A 16738-nucleotide genomic window follows, 5' to 3' on the forward strand; every position below is an offset into this window, starting at 1 on the left:
CTGGTCAACGGGTCCGGGTCGGCCCCGGTGTCGTACGCGCGGCACGGCCTCCGGTCGGCGTACCCGGCCCGGTGACCCGTCAACCCTGCGGAACCGGCTCGGTCGGCACCCCGACGTGGAGGCGGAGCTGGGGCACGAGCATGTCGTCGACGTCCAGGGCGCGGGCCGCGCCGTCCGGCTCCCAGCCGGTGCCGGTGAGGAACTTCCGGGTCGCCTCGTCGCCCTCGAACGCCCAGGCCACCGCGCGGGTGAAGCCGTCGGTCCGCCAGTGGTCGACGGCCGCCGCCAACAGCCGGCTGCCGTGCCCGCGTCGACCCCAGCGCGGCTCGATCAGCAGGTCGGTCACGGCCACCACGTCCGGCCCCAGCGACTCCGCCGGCTCCTCGGGGGCGAGCGCCTCCGCGTCGGCCGGACCGGACGCGGTGAAGCCCACCAGATACGATGATTCGGCCTGCTCGACGGCGACCAGCACCCGGTGGGCGGCCGACGGCGGCTCCTGCACCGCGGCGGTCCACCGTCGGGCGAGGTACGCCTCGTCCAGGTTGTCCAACACGTGCCGTGGCAGAATCCGCCGGTAGGCGACCCGCCAGGTCGCGAGCTGGATTCGTGCGATCTCGCCGGCGTCCTCGGGACGCGCCGGGCGGACGTACCCGAGAGCCATGGGACGCAAGCCTACGCAGGGCGAGGGAGGCGACGGTGCCCCAGGGTGCCAGACGGACGGTCGCACAGGTCGCGGGCGTGATCGGGCTCGCCATCGCGGTGGCCCTCTTCCTCTCCGTGGCAGCTGTTCGGCACGGCTTCTTCGACCTGGAGGTCTACCACGGCGCGCTGACCTACTGGGTGCACGACGGCGGCGAGGTCTACGACTACCTCAAGCCCCGCAGCAAGTACGGCTTCACGTACCCGCCGTTCGCCGCCCTGGCCATGCTGCCGATGGCGTACCTCTCCTGGAACGCCGCGATCCTGGTCAGCGTGACCCTCAGCGTGCTGGCCAGCACCGTGGTGATCTGGTGGCTGCTCGACCCGGTGGCGGTCCGTGCCGGGTGGAGCCGCTGGTTCACCCTGGCCGTGGCGCTCTGCCTGGCCGCCGCCTTCGAGCCGATGCGCGAGACGGTCAACTTCGGCCAGGTCAACATGCTGCTGCTCTTCCTGGTCGCGGTGGACCTGCTCTGGCTCGCCCCACGGGGCAGCCGCTGGCTCGGGGTGGGGATCGGGCTGGCCACCGCGATCAAGCTGACCCCCGGCATCTACCTGGTCTACCTGCTGGTCACCGGCCGCTGGCGGGCCGCGGCCACCGCGACGGCCGTGGCCGGCGGGGCCACCCTGCTGGCCGCCGCGCTCTTCCCGGACGCCTCCCGCGAGTACTGGACCCAGGCGTTCTGGAACACCGACCGGATCGGGGAACTGGCGTTCATCTCCAACCAGTCGTTGCAGGGCGTGGTGGCCCGGCTCGACCCGGGGCACCCGAGCACCCTGCTCTGGTTGCTGCTGGTCGCGGTCACCCTGCTGGTCTGGGCCCGCCGCTGCCGGGCGGCGGTGTCGGTCGGCGACGAGGCCACCGGGTTCGCCCTGACCGGCGTGGTGATGTGCCTGGTCAGCCCGGTGACCTGGGTGCACCACCTGGTCTGGCTGATTCCGGCGCTGATCCTGCTGGTCGACAACGCCATGGCCGCGCCGGCCGGTGGCCGCCGTCGACGCGGGCTGCTCGCCTTCGCCGCCGTCGCGTACCTCGTGCTGATCAGCCGGCTGGTCTGGCACTGGGAGCGGGGTTTCGGCGGGGTGGACGGCTTCGTGTTCAGCAACTTCTACGTCTGGGTCAGCCTCGCGCTCCTGGTGGCCCTGCCGGTCCGCCGGCCCGCACCGACCCAGGGGGCCGGCTCAGCCGCCGTCGACACGGCCGGCGTACCGCAGCTCGGCGAGGGCGAGCGGGGCGCGCCCACCGGAGCGCGGTACCGGATAGGTCGACTCCTCGCCGTCCGGTGACAGCCCGGCCCGCACGTAGAACCGGCGGGCCCGCGCGTTGTCGGCGAGCACCCAGACCCGGTAGGTCGTCCACCCCCGGTCGGTGAGCCCGGCCCGCGCCGCCGACAGCAGGGTGACCGCCGTCCCGTCGCCCCAGCACGCCGGGTCGACGTAGAGCCCGACCACCTCACCGCAGGTCGGGTCCAGCTCCGCGCGGCTCTGGTTGATCCGGTACGGGCCGAAGGTGGCGAACCCGGTGACCTGCCCGTCGGCCTCGGCGAGGAGGGTGGTGAACGGGTTCTCCGGATCGGCGGTGGCCATGTCCCGCCGCCGCTGCGCCCACGCCGCGACGTTGAGCCGGCCGAGCACCTCCGGCGGCATGATCCCGGCGTAACCGGCCTGCCAGCCCCGTACGTGCACCCGGGCGACCGCCTCGGCGTCGTCGGGCTCCTCCCGGCGGATGGTGCGCATCTGACCGTTCTATGCCCGAACGGGCCTGTGGTCCAGTGCTTTCGTTCGTGTCGTACCGCTCGGTTAGGGTGCCGGCGATGGCCGCACCGGAATCGCTCTCCCTCGCCCAGGCCCGACGGGTGGCACTGGCCGCCCAGGGCTTCGCCGACCCGCCGCCGGCCGGCGTGCCCTCCCGGCGGCACCTGCGCCGGGTGCTCGACCGGGTCGGGCTGATCCAGATGGACTCGGTCAACGTGCTGCAACGCGCGCACTACCTGCCGCTCTACAGCCGCCTCGGGCCGTACCCGACCGACCTGCTCGACCGGGCCGCCTACCGCCCGCCCCGGGACCTGTTCGAGTACTGGGGGCACGAGGCGTCGCTGGTGCCGGTGGAGCTGCACCCGGCGCTGCGGTGGCGGATGGCGCTGGCCCGGGAGAAGGCCTGGGGTGGCATGCGGCGGATCGTGCGCGAACAGCCGGAACTGGTCGCCTGGGTCCGTGACGAGGTCGCCGCCCGGGGGCCGCTCACCGCCGCCGAGATCGAGCACGACGCGCCCCGGGAGACCGGCAACTGGGGGTGGAACTGGTCGGTGGTGAAGCAGGCCCTGGAGTACCTCTTCTGGGCCGGCGAGGTCACCGCCGCCGACCGGACGACCGCCTTCGCCCGCCGGTACGACCTGCCCGAGCGGGTGCTTCCCGCCGAGGTGCTCGACGCGCCGACCCCGACCGACGCGGAGGCGTACCGCACCCTGGTCGCGGTCGCGGCGCGCTGCCTGGGCGTGGCCGCCGAACCGGAGCTGCGCGACTACTTCCGGCTGCCGGCGGCCGGCACCCGGCAGGCCGTCGCGGAGCTGGTCGAGGCGGGGGAGCTGACCCCGGTCACCGTGGAGGGCTGGCGACAGCCGGCGTACCTGCACGCGCAGGCCCGGCTGCCCCGGTGGATCCGGGCGAACACCCTGGTCAGTCCCTTCGACCCGGTGATGTGGGAGCGGGCCCGCGCCGAGCGGCTGTTCGGCTTCGGCTACCGCATCGAGATCTACGTGCCCGCGCCGAAACGGGTGTACGGCTACTACGTGCTGCCGTTCCTCTCCGGCGACCGGTTCACCGCCCGGGTCGACCTGAAGGCCGACCGGAAGGCGAGGGTGCTGCTGGTGCCGGCGGCCTGGGCCGAACCCGGCGTCGATCCCGGCGAGACCGCGCTCGCCCTCGCCGCCGAGCTGTACCGGCTGGCCGGCTGGCTCGGGCTGGACGCGGTCGCGCCTCCGGCCGGCGGGGACCTGGCCGGGCCGCTCGCCGCCGCGCTGGCCGGCACGGCCGGTGTACGGTGAGCACGTGACCAGCGTTGACGGACCGGCCGCCCAGCCGGCCCCGCCGATTCCACCGGCCGACCCGACGCCGGCCAGCCCGGCCGCGCACCCGCACCCGCACCCGCACTGGCCGGCGGGCGCGGTCCAGGTCGCCGAGCCGGACCGGTTCACCCGTTTCGTGGTCGGCCTCTACGACCGTGCGCCCCGCTGGGCGGTGCCGTTGGCCGCCCTCGGCTGCGTCGGCGTCGGCGTGGCGTACGCCCTGGTCAGTGACCCGACGCGGGCCGCGCCCGACGCGCTGCCCACCTGCCTGCTGAAGCTCACCACCGGGCTGGACTGTCCGGGTTGCGGCGGTACGCGGGCCCTCTGGTACGTGCTCCACGCCGACCTGCCCGCCGCCGCGCGGCACCACTTCCTGTTCGTCTTCGCGCTGCCCTTCCTGGCGTACCTCTTCGTCGCCTGGGGGGCGAAGCAGGCCTTCGGCTGGCGACTGCCGGAGCTGCGGATCAGCCCGAAGATGATCGGTGGCTTCCTGGTCGCCTGGCTGGTCTTCTCGGTGGCCCGGAACCTGCCCTGGGTCCCCTTCACCTCGCTCTACGTCTGAGCGGGCCGCATCCGGCGGAACCACGCCGACCCCTCCGGCGGCGCGTGACGTCGCGGGGTACGGGGTGGTCGACGGCAGCCTCCATCGCCGGGGTCGACCCGGCGAGACATGGAACACGCACGCGGCGAAGCGGGTGGGGTCGGCGGTGAATCCGCAGGTGGCGGCAGGTGGGTCGGGTTCAGTCGACGCCGGTGGGGCCACTACAGTCCGAGGAATGCCGGAGATGGTGCAACCTCAGGTCAAGCTCGTCGCGTGGACCCACTTCGAGGCTCCCGACGACGTGCCGTGGTCGACCGACGCCGACGGCGGGCAGGCGCTCGCCGAGTTCGCCGGCCGGGCCTGCTACCAGAGCTGGAGCAAGCCGAACCCGGCCACCGCCAGCAACGCCGGCTACCTGGCGCACATCCTCGAGGTCGGCCACCTGTCGGTGCTGGAGCACGGCTCGGTGACCTTCTACTTCAGCGGCGTGTCCCGCTCCTTCACCCACGAGCTGATCCGGCACCGCCACTTCTCGTACTCCCAGCTCTCCCAGCGGTACGTGCCCGAGCGGGACGCCGCGATGGTCGAGCCCCGGGTGATCGCCGAGGACCCGGAGCTGCACAAGCGCTTCGTGGAGGCGACCGAGGCGAGCGTGCGGGCGTACAACGAGCTGCTGGAGGGCCTCGAACGGCGCTTCGTCGACGAGCCCAACCCCACCCTGCGCCGTAAGCAGGCACGGCAGGCCGCCCGCGCGGTGCTGCCGAACGCCACCGAGACCCGGATCGTGGTGACCGGCAACTACCGGGCGTGGCGGCACTTCGTCGCGATGCGGGCGACCGAGCACGCCGACGTGGAGATCCGCGAGCTGGCCGTGGAGTGCCTGCGGCAGCTCCAGCGGGTCGCGCCGAACGTCTTCGGTGACTTCGTCGTCTCGACCCTGCCCGACGGCACCGAGGTCGCGACGAGCCCGTACGCCGAGCGGTCCTGACGACGTACGCCGAACGTGGCCGGGCCGGCACGGCGAGCGTGCGTGGGCCGGCGGTGTCCGGCCGGCCGACCCCGCTGAGCCCTTCCCCGCCGGAGGCGTCCCGGTCGGTTGCTAGGTTGTCAGCATGACCCACGACCACCCTGTCGCCTCGGAGCGGGCGTTGTCGCGTCCCTTCGGGCGACTGCTCACCGCCATGGTGACCCCGTTCACCTCCGACGGTTCGCTCGACCTCGAGGGCGCCGCCCGGCTCGCGACCCACCTGGTCGACTCCGAGGGCAACGACGCGTTGGTGGTCAACGGCACCACCGGCGAGTCGCCGACCACCACGGACGCGGAGAAGGAACGCCTGGTCCGGGCCGTGGTCGAAGCGGTCGGTGACCGGGCCCGGGTGGTCGCCGGGGTCGGCACGAACGACACCCGGCACACCATCGAGCTGGCCGCCGCGGCGGAGAAGGCCGGTGCCGACGGGCTGCTCGTGGTGACCCCGTACTACAGCAGGCCGCCGCAGGCCGGTCTGCTGCGCCATTTCACCGCGGTCGCGGACGCCAGCGGCCTGCCGGTGATGCTCTACGACATCCCGCACCGGGCCGGGGTGGCCATCGCCACCGACACCCTGGTGCGGCTCGCCGAGCACGGCCGGATCGTGGCCGTCAAGGACGCCAAGGGCGACCTGACCGCCACGAGCTGGGTGACCAGCCGGTGCGACCTGGCGGTCTACAGCGGTGACGACGCGCTCACCCTGCCGCTGCTGGCCGTCGGCGGGGTCGGCCTGGTCGGCACCTCCACCCACTTCACGGGTGCGCTGACCAAGCAGATGATCGAGCGGTACGACGCGGGGGAGACCGCGACCGCCCTGGCGCTGCACCGGCGGCTGCTGCCGCTGTTCACCGGGATCTTCCGTACCCAGGGCACGATCCTGGTGAAGGCGGGCCTGAAGGCGTCGGGACTGCCGGCCGGGCCGGTCCGCCCGCCGCTGGTGGACGCGACCGCCGACGAGATCGCCCAGCTCCGTGCCGACTGCACGGCAGCGGGTCTGGACCTACCCTGATGACGACACGACACGGCGGGCGCCGGATGCCGGCCCCGCAGAATGAGGTGGCTGCGTGACCGAGGCGCACATCGAGGCGGAACTTCCCCCGCCGCTTCCGGAGGGTGGTCTACGGATCATCCCGCTTGGCGGGCTCGGCGCCATCGGGCGGAACATGACCGTCTTCGAGTACGACGGCAAGCTGCTCATCGTCGACTGCGGCGTGCTCTTCCCCGACGTGGAGCAGCCCGGCGTCGACCTGATCCTCCCCGACTTCGCCCCCATCCTGGACCGACTCGACGACGTCCAGGCGATCGTGCTCACCCACGGGCACGAGGACCACATCGGCGCGGTGCCGTACCTGCTCGCGCACAAGCAGGACATCCCGCTGGTCGGCTCCCAGTTCACCCTCGGCCTGGTCGAGGCGAAGCTGGCCGAGCGGCGGATCGAGCCGTACACCCTGACCGTGCGGGAGGGGGGCCGGGAACGGCTCGGCCCCTTCGAGTGCGAGTTCTTCGCGGTGAACCACTCCATCCCGGACGCGCTCGCGGTGGCCATCCGCACCCCGGCCGGGCTGGTCCTGCACACCGGCGACTTCAAGATGGACCAACTCCCGCTGGACGGCCGGATCACCGACCTGGCCGGGTTCGCCCGGCTCGGCGCGGAGGGCGTGGACCTGCTCCTGTCCGACTCCACCAACGCGGAGATCCCCGGTTTCGTCACGCCGGAGCGGGAGATCGGCCCGGTCCTCGACTCGATCTTCGCCAAGGCGAAGGGCCGGATCATCGTCGCCTCGTTCGCCTCGCACGTGCACCGGGTGCAGCAGGTGCTCGACTCGGCCGCCGAGCACGACCGCAAGGTCGCCCTGATCGGCCGGTCCATGGTCCGCAACATGGGCATCGCCCGCGACCTCGGCCTGCTCAACATCCCACCCGGACTGGTGGTCGGCCTGGACGAGGCGACCAGCCTGCCCCCGGAACGGATCGTGCTGATGTCCACCGGCTCGCAGGGCGAGCCGATGAGCGCGCTCGGCCGGATGGCCAGCGGCGACCACCGGCACATCACCATCGCCCCCGGTGACACCGTCGTCCTGGCCAGCTCCCTGGTCCCCGGCAACGAGACCTCGGTGTACCGGGTGATCAACCGGCTCGCCCGGGCCGGTGCGGTGGTGGTGCACAAGGACGTCGCCAAGGTGCACGTCTCCGGCCACGCGCCCGCCGGTGAGCTGCTCTACCTGCTCAACGTGGTCCGGCCCAGCAACCTGATGCCGGTGCACGGCGAATGGCGGCACCTGCGGGCGCACGCCCGGCTGGGCATCGAGTCCGGCGTCGACCCCGACCGGGTGGTGCTCTGCGAGGACGGCGACGTGGTCGACCTGGTCGACGGCCGGGCCAGCCTGGTCGGGCACGTGACCAGCCGCTACGTCTACGTCGACGGGCTGGCCGTCGGGGACGTCGGCGAGTCGCTGCTGACCGAGCGGCGGATCCTCGGCGACGGCGGCTTCATCGCCTGCACCGTGGTGGTCGACTCGGTCACCGGCAAGGTGGTCGGCGGGCCGACCGTCTCCGCCAAGGGCTTCTCCGAGGACCCGGCGGCGTTCAACGCGGTCGTGCCGCTGGTCACCGAGGCGCTGAACCGGGCCGCCTCCGACGGGATCACCGACCCGCACCAGCTCCAGCAGATCGTCCGGCGGACGGTCGGTCGATGGGTCAACGACGCGTACCGTCGTCGGCCGATGATCGTCCCGTTCGTGGTCGAGGTCTGACCCACCCGGGTGGTCCGGCGGCCCGCCGGACCACCCGGGGCTCAGGCCCCGGCGACCAGCGCGGGCCGGCGGGCTCAGGGCAGGGCGGCCACCGCGTCGGCGTACGCGGTCCCGGTCCTGACCACCGCCTCGACCAGCACCTCCACCTGCGCCGGCGCCACCCCGTGGGCCAGGTCCGTGGTGACGTCCCCGGCCAGCACCAGTTCGCCGCCGGCCACCTCGTGCACGTACGCCTTCGGCAGCAGCCGGTCGCGGTTCCAGGCGTTGACGAACTCGTACGCCTCGGCGCGCCGGCCGACCGGCAGGCGACGGGTGGCGACCACCCGGGCGTGCAGGATCTCGGCCCGCGTCCCGACCCGCTCGAACCGGATCACCGCCTCACCCCAGCGGCCGACCACGGTGCCACCCGGCTCGACGGCACACCGGTCACCCCGACGCTCCACGGCGGAGACGATCACGGCGACGGTCAGCGGGGCGGGCTCGTCCGGCGGGACGTCGTCCGCCGGCTCCGGACCGGAGCCGGCGTCGAACGCACCGGGGCCGGCGGGGTCGTCGGCCACCGGATCGGCCGGCAGTGGGGGCGGCGCGGTGGTCAGCGGCCGCTCGGCCAGCCGGGCGGCGATCCGGCCGGACTGGTGCCCGGTGCCGTTGCGGGCGTCGAACCGCCCGGCGAGGTCGGTGGCGGTGGCGAGCAGTTCCCCGCCGAGCGCCGCCAGGCTCGGCGTGCCGCCCGGCGGGGTCACCCGGACCAGCCCGAACGCCTCGGCCAGCCGGGTCGCGTGGTCCAGGCCCAGCGTCCGCCCCGGCGTCCGGGCGGGCCCCGGGTCGACCGGCCCGGACGGGTGACCCACACCCGACTCGGCGGCCAGCCGGCAGAGCAGGGCACCCGCGGCGGTGAACTCCATCGCGGACCGCTCGTCCACCGGCCGGGCCAGCCGGGGCAACTGCTCGACGAGGATCTCCACCCCGCGCGCCGGGTGCCCGCCGAGCGCGCAGAACAGCAGGTGCGCCGGGAGGTGCCCGAAGGCCGTCCACTCCCGCCGGTGCCGGCGGTACGCCCGCACGTGCGCCCGCCCCGCGTCGTCGTGCCGTCCCAGCCGCAGGTACGGCAGGAGCAGCGCGACCAGGGCGGCCTCCGGTTGGTCGGTGCAGTCGCCGGGGTCGGCGATCACCGGTTCCAGCATCCGTACCGCCTCGGCCCACTCGCCCCAACCGGTGAGCAGTTCGGCCTGGCGTACCGCCACACAGGCGGCGCAGTCGCGCCCCGGACCGGCGGCCCGCCACCGGGCGTACCACTCCCGGGCGGCCGGTTCGTCCCCCAGGTGGTCGGCGAGCCGGCAGCGCAGCTCGGCCACCGTGCCGGGCTCCGTCCCGCCCAGCCGGCGGTCGAGGTCGTCCAGGAGGACACGGGCCTGGTCCAGCCCGATCCGAGGGCTGGCGGGCAGCGCCTCCACGGCGGCCCGCTGGCCGCTGCGCAGCATCGCGACGTCGTCGGCGTCGAAGAGGGCGGGATGCTGGTCCACCGCGGCGAGACAACGGTCCAGCGGTTCGACCAGTCGCCACCGCTCGCCCCGGTACCGGTGCGTCTCGATCAGTACGAGCCGGGCGTCCACGCCGAGCCGGACGTCCCCGGCGGCGTCGGCGTGCGCGGCGATCCGTTCCAGTTCGACGAGCCTCTCCTCCCCGTCGGGCAGGTCCCGGGCCGCGTCGAGCGCCGCACGCCCCGCGTCGCCACTCACGCCCGGGCCCCGTCGGTCAGTTCCGCCACGGCGGCGGCCAGCCGGCAGCCGGCCGAGATGCCCCGGTCGAGGAGCTGGTCGAGCTGGTGCGGGGTGACTCCCCGTTCCAGGTCGGTGATGACCTCGCCGCAGACCCGGGCCCGCCCGTCGTCGTCGACCTCGACGAACGCCTTCGGCCAGTACCGCGAGTGGTTCCAGTCGTTGCAGAAGGCGCGCAGCGCCGGAACGTGTTCGATCCCGAACAGCGGCGCGGTGACCGTCCGCACCTGGAGCACCTCACCGGCCCCGCCCAGCCGGCGGAACCAGACCAGGCTCGTCCCCCAGCGGCCGACCAGGTTGCCGTCGGTGTCCGGGCGGCAGGCGTACCCCCGGGTGGCCAGCACCGCCGCCACCAGCTCCCCGGTCAGCGGACGCAGCGTGTGCGGGTGTCCGCCCAGCGGGCCCTCCGGGCCGTCCCCGAACTCCGGCGGCACCATCGGCGGCACCCCTCCCTGAGGTTCCTGAGGCGAATATCACGGCTGAGTGCCGACAGCGCGCTGCGACGCACGGACACGACGGTAAAAGCGGCGAACTACCGGGTCGCGCCGTTACCGTGACTCTATGGCGGGCCGTACCTCTCAGGCGAGCCGGCGACGCGGCGCGTCGCCGCGCGGTACCACGAACAACCGTGCCCGTCAGCCGGCCAAGAAGACCCGCGCGACCGCCCGGAGCCGCCGTCCGGCGGCCCGGCCCGCGCCCGGCGCCTACCTGGGCCGTGCGATCACCAGTGTCTGGATGGGACTCGCGCACGGTGTCGGGTGGACGGTCCGGGCCGCGGGCCGGCAGGCCGCCACCGCCCGTGAGGTGGGCCCGGAGCACCGGCGCGACGGTGCCGGCCTGCTCCTGTTCGGGCTCGCGATCCTCAGCGCGGTGGCGATCTGGTTCTCCGGGGCGGGACCGGTCGGGGCCCGGCTGGCGGACAGCGTCCGACTCTTCCTCGGTGCGATCTCCATCATCGTGCCCGTGCTGCTGACCATCGGCGCCTGGCGGATGATGCGCGAGCCCGCCGACCCGGCGCACCGGGGACGCGGCCTGGTCGGCTGGGGCTCCATGATCGTCGCCACCGCCGCGATGCTGCACATCGGACAGGACCCGGTCGACCACGTGCAGCGCGACTACGCCGGTGGCCTGGTCGGCATGGGCGTCGGCGGGCTGCTGGACCGGGCGGTCACCGCCTGGGTGGCCGTACCGCTGCTGATCCTGTTGCTGGTCTTCGGTCTGCTGGTGGTCACCGCGACGCCGATCAACAAGGTCCCCGAGCGGCTCGGCCTGCTCACCGGTGGGGTGCTCGGCGTGCCGCCGGCCCCGGCGGTGGACGAGGTCGAGGTGGTGGAGGTGGTCGAGAAGCCGGCCCGCCGCCGTCCGGCCCGCAAGTCCGCGCCGCCGCCGGAGCCGGACGACCCGGCGGAGACCGACGACGCCTACGCCGACGACGTCGACCTCCAGGAGACCCTGGTGCTGCCCCGCAAGCCGCCGGCCCGGGTACCCGCAGCCCGGCGCAAGCCGGAGCCGCCGGAGCACTCCGTGCCGCCCACCCGGGCCGAGCAACTCGCGCTCACCGGGTTGGCCGGCGACTACACCCTTCCCCCGGCCAACCTGCTCAACACCGGGGCCGCGCCGAAGACCCGGAGCAAGGCCAACGACGAGGTGATCGCCGCCCTCACCGGGGTGTTCGACCAGTTCGGGGTGGACGCCGAGGTCACCGGCTTCACCCGGGGGCCGACGGTCACCCGGTACGAGGTCGAGCTGGGCCCCGGTGTGAAGGTCGAACGGATCACCCAGCTCTCCCGCAACATCGCGTACGCGGTGAAGTCCCCGGACGTGCGGATCCTCAGCCCGATCCCGGGGAAGAGCGCGGTCGGCGTGGAGATCCCCAACACCGATCCGGAGAACGTGGCCCTCGGCGACGTGCTGCGCTCCCGGGCGGCCACCAGCGACCACCATCCGATGCTGGTCGCCCTCGGCAAGGACATCGAGGGCGGCTACGTGGTGGCCAACCTGGCGAAGATGCCGCACATCCTGGTGGCCGGGGCCACCGGTGCCGGGAAGGCGCTGGCCCTGGACACTCCGATCGCCACCCCTGACGGCTGGTCCAGCATGGGCGAGCTGCGGGTTGGCGACCAGGTGTTCGACGAACACGGTCGGCCGTGTCGGGTGCTGGCCGCGACGCCGGTCATGCACGACCGTCCCTGCTACGAGGTGGAGTTCTCCGATGGCACCGTCATCGTGGCGGATGCCGACCACGAGTGGCGTACCACGACGCGGGCGGAACGGACCCAGCGCAGGCATCAGTGGAGGGACGGCTCCTACTGGGCGGCCCCGGACCGGGACCTGGTGAGTCGTCGCGCGGCCGAGGTGCTGGCGGAGCCAGATCGTCCAGTCTCCAGCAGCGAGGTACTGACGGATCTTGGCCAGCAGTTCAAGAACACCCTCTATCAGATTCTTCGCGGCGTTCCCAAGGAGCAGGTACTCAGTCGAGCGCCCTACGAGCGGGGCGGCCGCCTGATCACCCGATGGGTCCCCACCTACTCCCGGCACGGGGTGTACCGGGCGCTGTCCCTTCGGGTGCTCCATCCGGGCCGGTCGGTGACCAGGAAGTCGTATGACGAGTCGACGGTGACGACGAAGGAGATCGCCGAGACCCTCCGGGTGGGACCGAACGGAGAGTGGGCGAACCACGCCGTCGCCGTCGCCGGCCCACTGGAGTGTCCCGAGCAGGAGCTTCCCGTCGCCCCTTACACCCTTGGCTGTTGGTTGGGTGACGGGACGACCGGCTCCGCAGCATTGACCTGCGCCGACCGCGAGATCTTGGAGCAGATCCGCCTGGACGGCTACGAGGTCACCAAACACCCGCGTGGCAAGATCCAGTACATCCTCTCCAACCGGATGGACAGGAGCCGGCGAATCGCCGAAGCGTTGCTGCTCGTCGATCGCGGCATGAGTGGGCCGGCAGCGGCCAGACACGTCGGCGTGTCGATCACTGCGTTGTACCTCGCGCGGAAACAGTCAGGGCAAGCGGGCTGGGAGACACCGGATGCGCCACCCAGCCGCCCCCAGAGGCCGTACCGGACGTTACGGGCGCTCCTTCGTGAGATCGGTGCGAAGCACATCCCACCCGCCTATCTACGGGCCTCCGAGGCGCAACGGCGGGCACTGCTCGCCGGTCTGCTGGACACTGACGGCACTGTCTCGAAGCGGGGTGGCGTGGAACTCGCGCTCACCAACGAGCGGCTTGCCCGGGATGCCCTCGAACTCGTCCTCGGTCTCGGCTATCAGGCGACGATGACGACGAAGGCGGTGGCGGGAAGAAGTCCGGAATCCTCCGTCTGCTATCGGATCCACTTCACACCTCAGGACAAGGTCTTCCGGCTGACCCGGAAGCTGAGCCGTCAGATCAACGCGAGTCGTCCCAGCGTCGCGCGTCGCTACATTGTCGGTGTTCGACCGGTTCCGTCAGTACCGGTGCGGTGCATCGAGGTCGACAGCCCGAGCCATCTGTATCTCGCCGGTCGCTCCCTCGTCCCGACGCACAACTCGAGTCTGCTGAACTCCCTGCTCGTCTCGATCCTGACCCGGGCGACCCCGGACGAGGTACGGCTGCTGCTGATCGACCCGAAGCGGGTCGAGATGACCAGCTACGAGGGCATCCCGCACCTGGTCACGCCGATCGTGACCAACGCGAAGAAGGCCGCCGACTCGCTGGAGTGGGTGGTCCGCGAGATGGACATGCGCTACGACGACCTCGCCGCCAACGGGGTCCGGCACATCGACGACTTCAACCGCAAGGTGCGCACCGGCGAGATCACCGCCCCGCCGGGCAGCGAGCGGGAGATGAAGCCGTACCCGTACCTGCTGGTGATCGTCGACGAGTTGGCCGACCTGATGATGGTCGCCCCGCGCGACGTGGAGGACTCGGTCGTCCGGATCACCCAGCTCGCCCGGGCCGCCGGCATCCACCTGGTGCTGGCCACCCAGCGCCCGTCGGTCGACGTGGTCACCGGTCTGATCAAGGCGAACGTTCCGTCCCGGCTGGCCTTCGCCACCTCGTCGCTGGCCGACTCGCGGGTCATCCTCGACCAGCCGGGCGCGGAGAAGCTGCTCGGCCGGGGCGACGGCCTCTTCCTGCCGATGGGCGCGTCGAAGCCGATCCGGATCCAGGGCGCCTGGGTCACCGAACAGGAGATCGCCGACGTCGTCAAGTTCTGCAAGGACCAGCGCGAGCCGGAGTTCCGGCCGGACGTGCTCGCCCCGGCGCAGGACAACAAGAAGAAGGTCGACGAGGAGATCGGCGACGACCTCGACCTGCTGGTGCAGGCGATCGAGCTGGTGGTGACCTCGCAGTTCGGGTCCACCTCGATGCTCCAGCGCAAGCTGCGGGTCGGCTTCGCCAAGGCGGGCCGGCTGATGGACCTGATGGAGACCCGGGGCATCGTGGGCCCGTCCGAGGGCTCCAAGGCCCGTGACGTGCTGGTCAAGCCGGACGAGCTGGAGGAGGCGCTGGCCGCCCTCCAGCCCGCCGACAGCTGACCCGGCCGGCAACTCCGCCGCACCGCCGCTCCGCAGCACCCCCTCGCCCCGCAGCACCCCCGCGGCTCCGCACCGCCCCCCGCTCCGCCGCACCGCCGCACCACCGCACCGCCCCGCCCGGGTGGTTGCAGGGGGCCCTTCCTACCGCTATTTGTCGAGGAAGGGCCCCCTGCATCCAATCCAGGCCCCAACCGCCCCACCCCGACGTGGGTTTTCGGGGCCGGTACATGCGTCGGGCCCGCCGGAGACCGGCGGGCCCGTGGGTACGCGCCCGGGTGGGCGGGAGGTCCTTAGTTGATCAGGGCGGCGACGAGCAGGGCGCCGACGAGCGCGCCGACCACGCTCGCGATGGCCGCGTACCAGCCGAGCGGCTTGTCGCCGAGTACCGCGCCGACGATGCCGAGCACCAGGCCCGCCACCCCGAACAGCAGTGGGGAGATGAAGACCGCGAGCACGGCGAAGACGAAGGCCAGGATCGTGCAGATGCGTGCGGCGTTGCTGCGCGGGCGGGCGGTGCTGTGCATGTTCGCCATGTCGTCCTCCGGGTACGAAAACCGATGTCGTCGACCGGTCTCTACCCATTCGACCCAGCCGTTACGCGTCGCGGCGGAGCAGCCGCCCGTCCCGTTCGGCGGCGGGCGGCAACGACCGGAGACGGGCGGCAACCGGCCCTGCTAGTGGAACACCTTCAGTCCCACCACGCCTGCCACCACCAGCAGCAGGCTGGCCAGTCTGGGCAGGTTGGCCGACTCGCCGAGCGCCAGGATGCCGACGGCCGCGGTGCCGACCGCGCCGATGCCCACCCAGACGGCGTACCCGGTGCCGACCGGGATATCCCGGAGCGCGTAGGCCAGCCCGGCCATGCTGAGCACCAGCGTGACCGCGAAGACCGCGGTGGGTAGGGGACGGCTGAAGCCGGCGCTGCGGTCGAGGGCGATCGCCCACACCGTCTCCAGAAGTCCGGACACCACGAGTACGAGCCAGGCCATGACGTCACCCCTGTCACAGGCGCCCGGGACCGGCCCGGACGGGTCGAGGACCACCACTGTCCGGGGGCGTCTTCGCGTGACCGGGTACGCCCACCACTCGTCCGGGACACCCTGGTCGCAAGTGCCGAGGCCGACCGTAGCACCGGTGCGGGGGCGTGGGCCGGTGTCGACCGGGAGCGGGTGATCGGGACCACGGGGTTGACCTGAAGGTACCTTCATGTTCAAGGATTGACGCATGACTCTGCTCTTCACCGACCGGGAGGTGGCCGCGGTCCTCGACGCGCCCGGCACGGTCGACGCCATGCGGGCCGCCCTGCTGGCCGCGTACGAGGGACGGCTGGTCGCCCCGCCCCGCGCGTCCGCCCCGCTGGGCGGGGGCCGGATGGTGCTCACCGCCGGCCACCTCACCGGCGAGTGGTACGGCTTCCGCTCCTACGACACCTTCGGCCATCCGGAGGCGGAGCAGCTCGTCGTGCTGCACGACGGTCGTACCGGGGCGGTGCGGGCGGTGGCCGTCGGCGAGGAGTTGGGTTCCCGGCGGACCGGGGGACTGGGCGGGGTCGCGGCGGACGTGCTGGCCCGGCCGGACGCCACCACCCTCGGGGTGATCGGGGCAGGTGGGCAGGCGTGGAGCCAGGTCTGGGCCGTCGCCGCGGTCCGGTCGCTGCGGGAGGTGACCGTGCACTGCCGTACCCCGGCAGGTCGGGAGCGGTTCGCCGCCCGGGTCCGGGCCGAGCTGGGCGTGCCGGCCCGCGCGGTGTCCACCGCCGCCGAGGCGGTGCGGGATCGCGACGTGGTGGTGCTCGCCACCACCAGCGCGACCCCGGTGCTCGACGCCCGGGACGTCGCCCCGGGCACCCACGTCAACACCGTCGGGTTCAAGCAGCACGGGCGCACCGAGTTCGGCACCGACCTGCTGGACGCCGCCGACGTGCTGGTCACCGACTCACCCACCCAGGCCGCCGCGTACGACCCGCCGATGCTCGCCGCCCGGCCACCGTACGCCGGACGGCTGGCCGACCTGGGCGCGGTGCTGGCCGGCGCGGCGGCCGGACGGGCCAGTCGGGACGACGTGAGCGTCTTCTGTTCGGTCGGGCTGAGCGGCACCGAGGTCTTCCTCCTCGACCGGCTCGTCCGGCTCGCCGCCACCGTGGTGGCATGACCGGACGCGTAGCGCGGCTGGTGCGCGCCGGGCCGGTCGCGTGACCGGGCGTCGGTGGGCGGCCCCGCCGCGCCCGGTACCCTCGGGGGGTGTCTGCCACCTCTTCCGACAGCTCCAGCGCGGCGCGTCTGACGCCGCGCCGCGACCTGGAGCAGTCGTCCGACAGCTCCAGCGCGGGGTATCCGGCGCCGCGCCGCGAC

The 16738-nt window shown here is 73.1% G+C and carries 13 protein-coding genes, 2 pseudogenes and 1 riboswitch; of the genes and pseudogenes, 9 read left to right on the forward strand and 6 right to left on the reverse strand.

The genetic code is table 11. The features are described 5' to 3' along the window. Positions 1–79: 79 nt before the first annotated feature. Positions 80–661 (reverse strand): GNAT family N-acetyltransferase, encoded by a 582-nt coding sequence (locus IGA62_RS20300; protein ID WP_145819309.1) that lies wholly within the window; start codon positions 659–661, stop codon positions 80–82. Between the two features lie 35 nt (positions 662–696). Between IGA62_RS20300 and IGA62_RS20305 the strand changes: the two genes are divergently transcribed. Further along, on the forward strand, positions 697–1983 hold the full coding sequence (locus IGA62_RS20305; RefSeq protein ID WP_145819308.1) for a glycosyltransferase family 87 protein: 1287 nt from the start codon (positions 697–699) through the stop codon (positions 1981–1983). On the opposite strand, the gene IGA62_RS20310 is transcribed toward IGA62_RS20305, so the two are convergent. Continuing rightward, on the reverse strand, positions 1879–2433 hold the full coding sequence (locus tag IGA62_RS20310) for a GNAT family N-acetyltransferase (RefSeq protein WP_091463215.1): 555 nt from the start codon (positions 2431–2433) through the stop codon (positions 1879–1881). The two genes, IGA62_RS20305 and IGA62_RS20310, sit on opposite strands and share 105 nt — an antisense overlap. A 77-nt stretch (positions 2434–2510) precedes the next feature. Between IGA62_RS20310 and IGA62_RS20315 the strand changes: the two genes are divergently transcribed. The 5 genes from IGA62_RS20315 to IGA62_RS20335 all read left to right on the forward strand — a co-directional run bounded on the left by IGA62_RS20315 (position 2511) and on the right by IGA62_RS20335 (position 8082). Continuing rightward, entirely contained in the window at positions 2511–3740 is a 1230-nt protein-coding gene (locus tag IGA62_RS20315; RefSeq protein WP_145819307.1) for a winged helix-turn-helix domain-containing protein, read from the forward strand. Then, positions 3730–4323: a DUF2752 domain-containing protein gene (locus tag IGA62_RS20320; protein ID WP_145819306.1), complete on the forward strand. Its 594-nt coding sequence runs from the start codon at positions 3730–3732 to the stop codon at positions 4321–4323. Before IGA62_RS20315 ends, IGA62_RS20320 begins: the two co-directional genes overlap by 11 nt. Before the next feature lie 223 nt (positions 4324–4546). Beyond that, positions 4547–5290 carry an FAD-dependent thymidylate synthase gene (gene thyX, locus IGA62_RS20325; protein ID WP_145822110.1) on the forward strand — a complete coding sequence of 248 codons (744 nt, stop codon included), beginning with the start codon at positions 4547–4549 and terminating at the stop codon, positions 5288–5290. A gap of 124 nt (positions 5291–5414) precedes the next feature. Continuing rightward, positions 5415–6338: a 4-hydroxy-tetrahydrodipicolinate synthase gene (gene dapA, locus IGA62_RS20330; RefSeq protein ID WP_145819305.1), complete on the forward strand. Its 924-nt coding sequence runs from the start codon at positions 5415–5417 to the stop codon at positions 6336–6338. A gap of 55 nt (positions 6339–6393) precedes the next feature. Continuing rightward, on the forward strand, positions 6394–8082 hold the full coding sequence (locus tag IGA62_RS20335) for a ribonuclease J (RefSeq protein ID WP_091463211.1): 1689 nt from the start codon (positions 6394–6396) through the stop codon (positions 8080–8082). A gap of 74 nt (positions 8083–8156) precedes the next feature. On the opposite strand, the gene IGA62_RS20340 is transcribed toward IGA62_RS20335, so the two are convergent. Together IGA62_RS20340 and IGA62_RS20345 are read right to left on the reverse strand one after the other, a co-directional pair. After that, on the reverse strand, positions 8157–9821 hold the full coding sequence (locus tag IGA62_RS20340) for a type III secretion system chaperone family protein (protein WP_145819304.1): 1665 nt from the start codon (positions 9819–9821) through the stop codon (positions 8157–8159). Continuing rightward, entirely contained in the window at positions 9818–10297 is a 480-nt protein-coding gene (locus IGA62_RS20345) for a type III secretion system chaperone family protein (protein ID WP_145819303.1), read from the reverse strand. Before IGA62_RS20345 ends, IGA62_RS20340 begins: the two co-directional genes overlap by 4 nt. 124 nt (positions 10298–10421) lie before the next feature. Between IGA62_RS20345 and IGA62_RS30985 the strand changes: the two are divergent. Both IGA62_RS30985 and IGA62_RS31040 read left to right on the forward strand, forming a co-directional pair. Then, a pseudogene (locus tag IGA62_RS30985) lies at positions 10422–11945 on the forward strand (DNA translocase FtsK 4TM domain-containing protein); the annotation flags it as partial. Between the two features lie 1068 nt (positions 11946–13013). Beyond that, a pseudogene (locus IGA62_RS31040) lies at positions 13014–14387 on the forward strand (FtsK/SpoIIIE domain-containing protein); the annotation flags it as partial. Between the two features lie 290 nt (positions 14388–14677). On the opposite strand, the gene IGA62_RS20355 reads toward IGA62_RS31040, so the two are convergent. Further along, positions 14678–14920: a hypothetical protein gene (locus tag IGA62_RS20355; protein ID WP_145819301.1), complete on the reverse strand. Its 243-nt coding sequence runs from the start codon at positions 14918–14920 to the stop codon at positions 14678–14680. 141 nt (positions 14921–15061) lie between these two features. Continuing rightward, entirely contained in the window at positions 15062–15376 is a 315-nt protein-coding gene (locus tag IGA62_RS20360; RefSeq protein WP_145819300.1) for a DMT family transporter, read from the reverse strand. Between the two features lie 60 nt (positions 15377–15436). Then, positions 15437–15505: riboswitch (guanidine-III (ykkC-III) riboswitch) on the reverse strand. Between the two features lie 106 nt (positions 15506–15611). On the opposite strand from IGA62_RS20360, the gene IGA62_RS20365 reads away from it, so the two are divergent. After that, positions 15612–16538, forward strand: coding sequence for an ornithine cyclodeaminase family protein (locus IGA62_RS20365; protein WP_145819299.1), 927 nt, complete (start codon positions 15612–15614; stop codon positions 16536–16538). Positions 16539–16738 lie beyond the last annotated feature (200 nt).

It is taken from the genome of Micromonospora sagamiensis (assembly GCF_014680085.1).
GTDB lineage: Bacteria > Actinomycetota > Actinomycetes > Mycobacteriales > Micromonosporaceae > Micromonospora > Micromonospora inyonensis.

Bases quoted from the DNA above. Each gene is read 5' to 3' on its own strand.
- IGA62_RS20300 (WP_145819309.1), bottom strand. From the start codon at position 661: ATGGCTCTCGGGTACGTCCGCCCGGCGCGTCCCGAGGACGCCGGCGAG.
- IGA62_RS20310 (WP_091463215.1), bottom strand. From the start codon at position 2,433: ATGCGCACCATCCGCCGGGAGGAGCCCGACGACGCCGAGGCGGTCGCC.
- IGA62_RS20315 (WP_145819307.1), top strand. From the start codon at position 2,511: ATGGCCGCACCGGAATCGCTCTCCCTCGCCCAGGCCCGACGGGTGGCA.
- thyX (WP_145822110.1), top strand. From the start codon at position 4,547: ATGGTGCAACCTCAGGTCAAGCTCGTCGCGTGGACCCACTTCGAGGCT.
- dapA (WP_145819305.1), top strand. From the start codon at position 5,415: ATGACCCACGACCACCCTGTCGCCTCGGAGCGGGCGTTGTCGCGTCCC.
- IGA62_RS20345 (WP_145819303.1), bottom strand. From the start codon at position 10,297: ATGGTGCCGCCGGAGTTCGGGGACGGCCCGGAGGGCCCGCTGGGCGGA.
- IGA62_RS20355 (WP_145819301.1), bottom strand. From the start codon at position 14,920: ATGGCGAACATGCACAGCACCGCCCGCCCGCGCAGCAACGCCGCACGC.
- IGA62_RS20360 (WP_145819300.1), bottom strand. From the start codon at position 15,376: ATGGCCTGGCTCGTACTCGTGGTGTCCGGACTTCTGGAGACGGTGTGG.
- IGA62_RS20365 (WP_145819299.1), top strand. From the start codon at position 15,612: ATGACTCTGCTCTTCACCGACCGGGAGGTGGCCGCGGTCCTCGACGCG.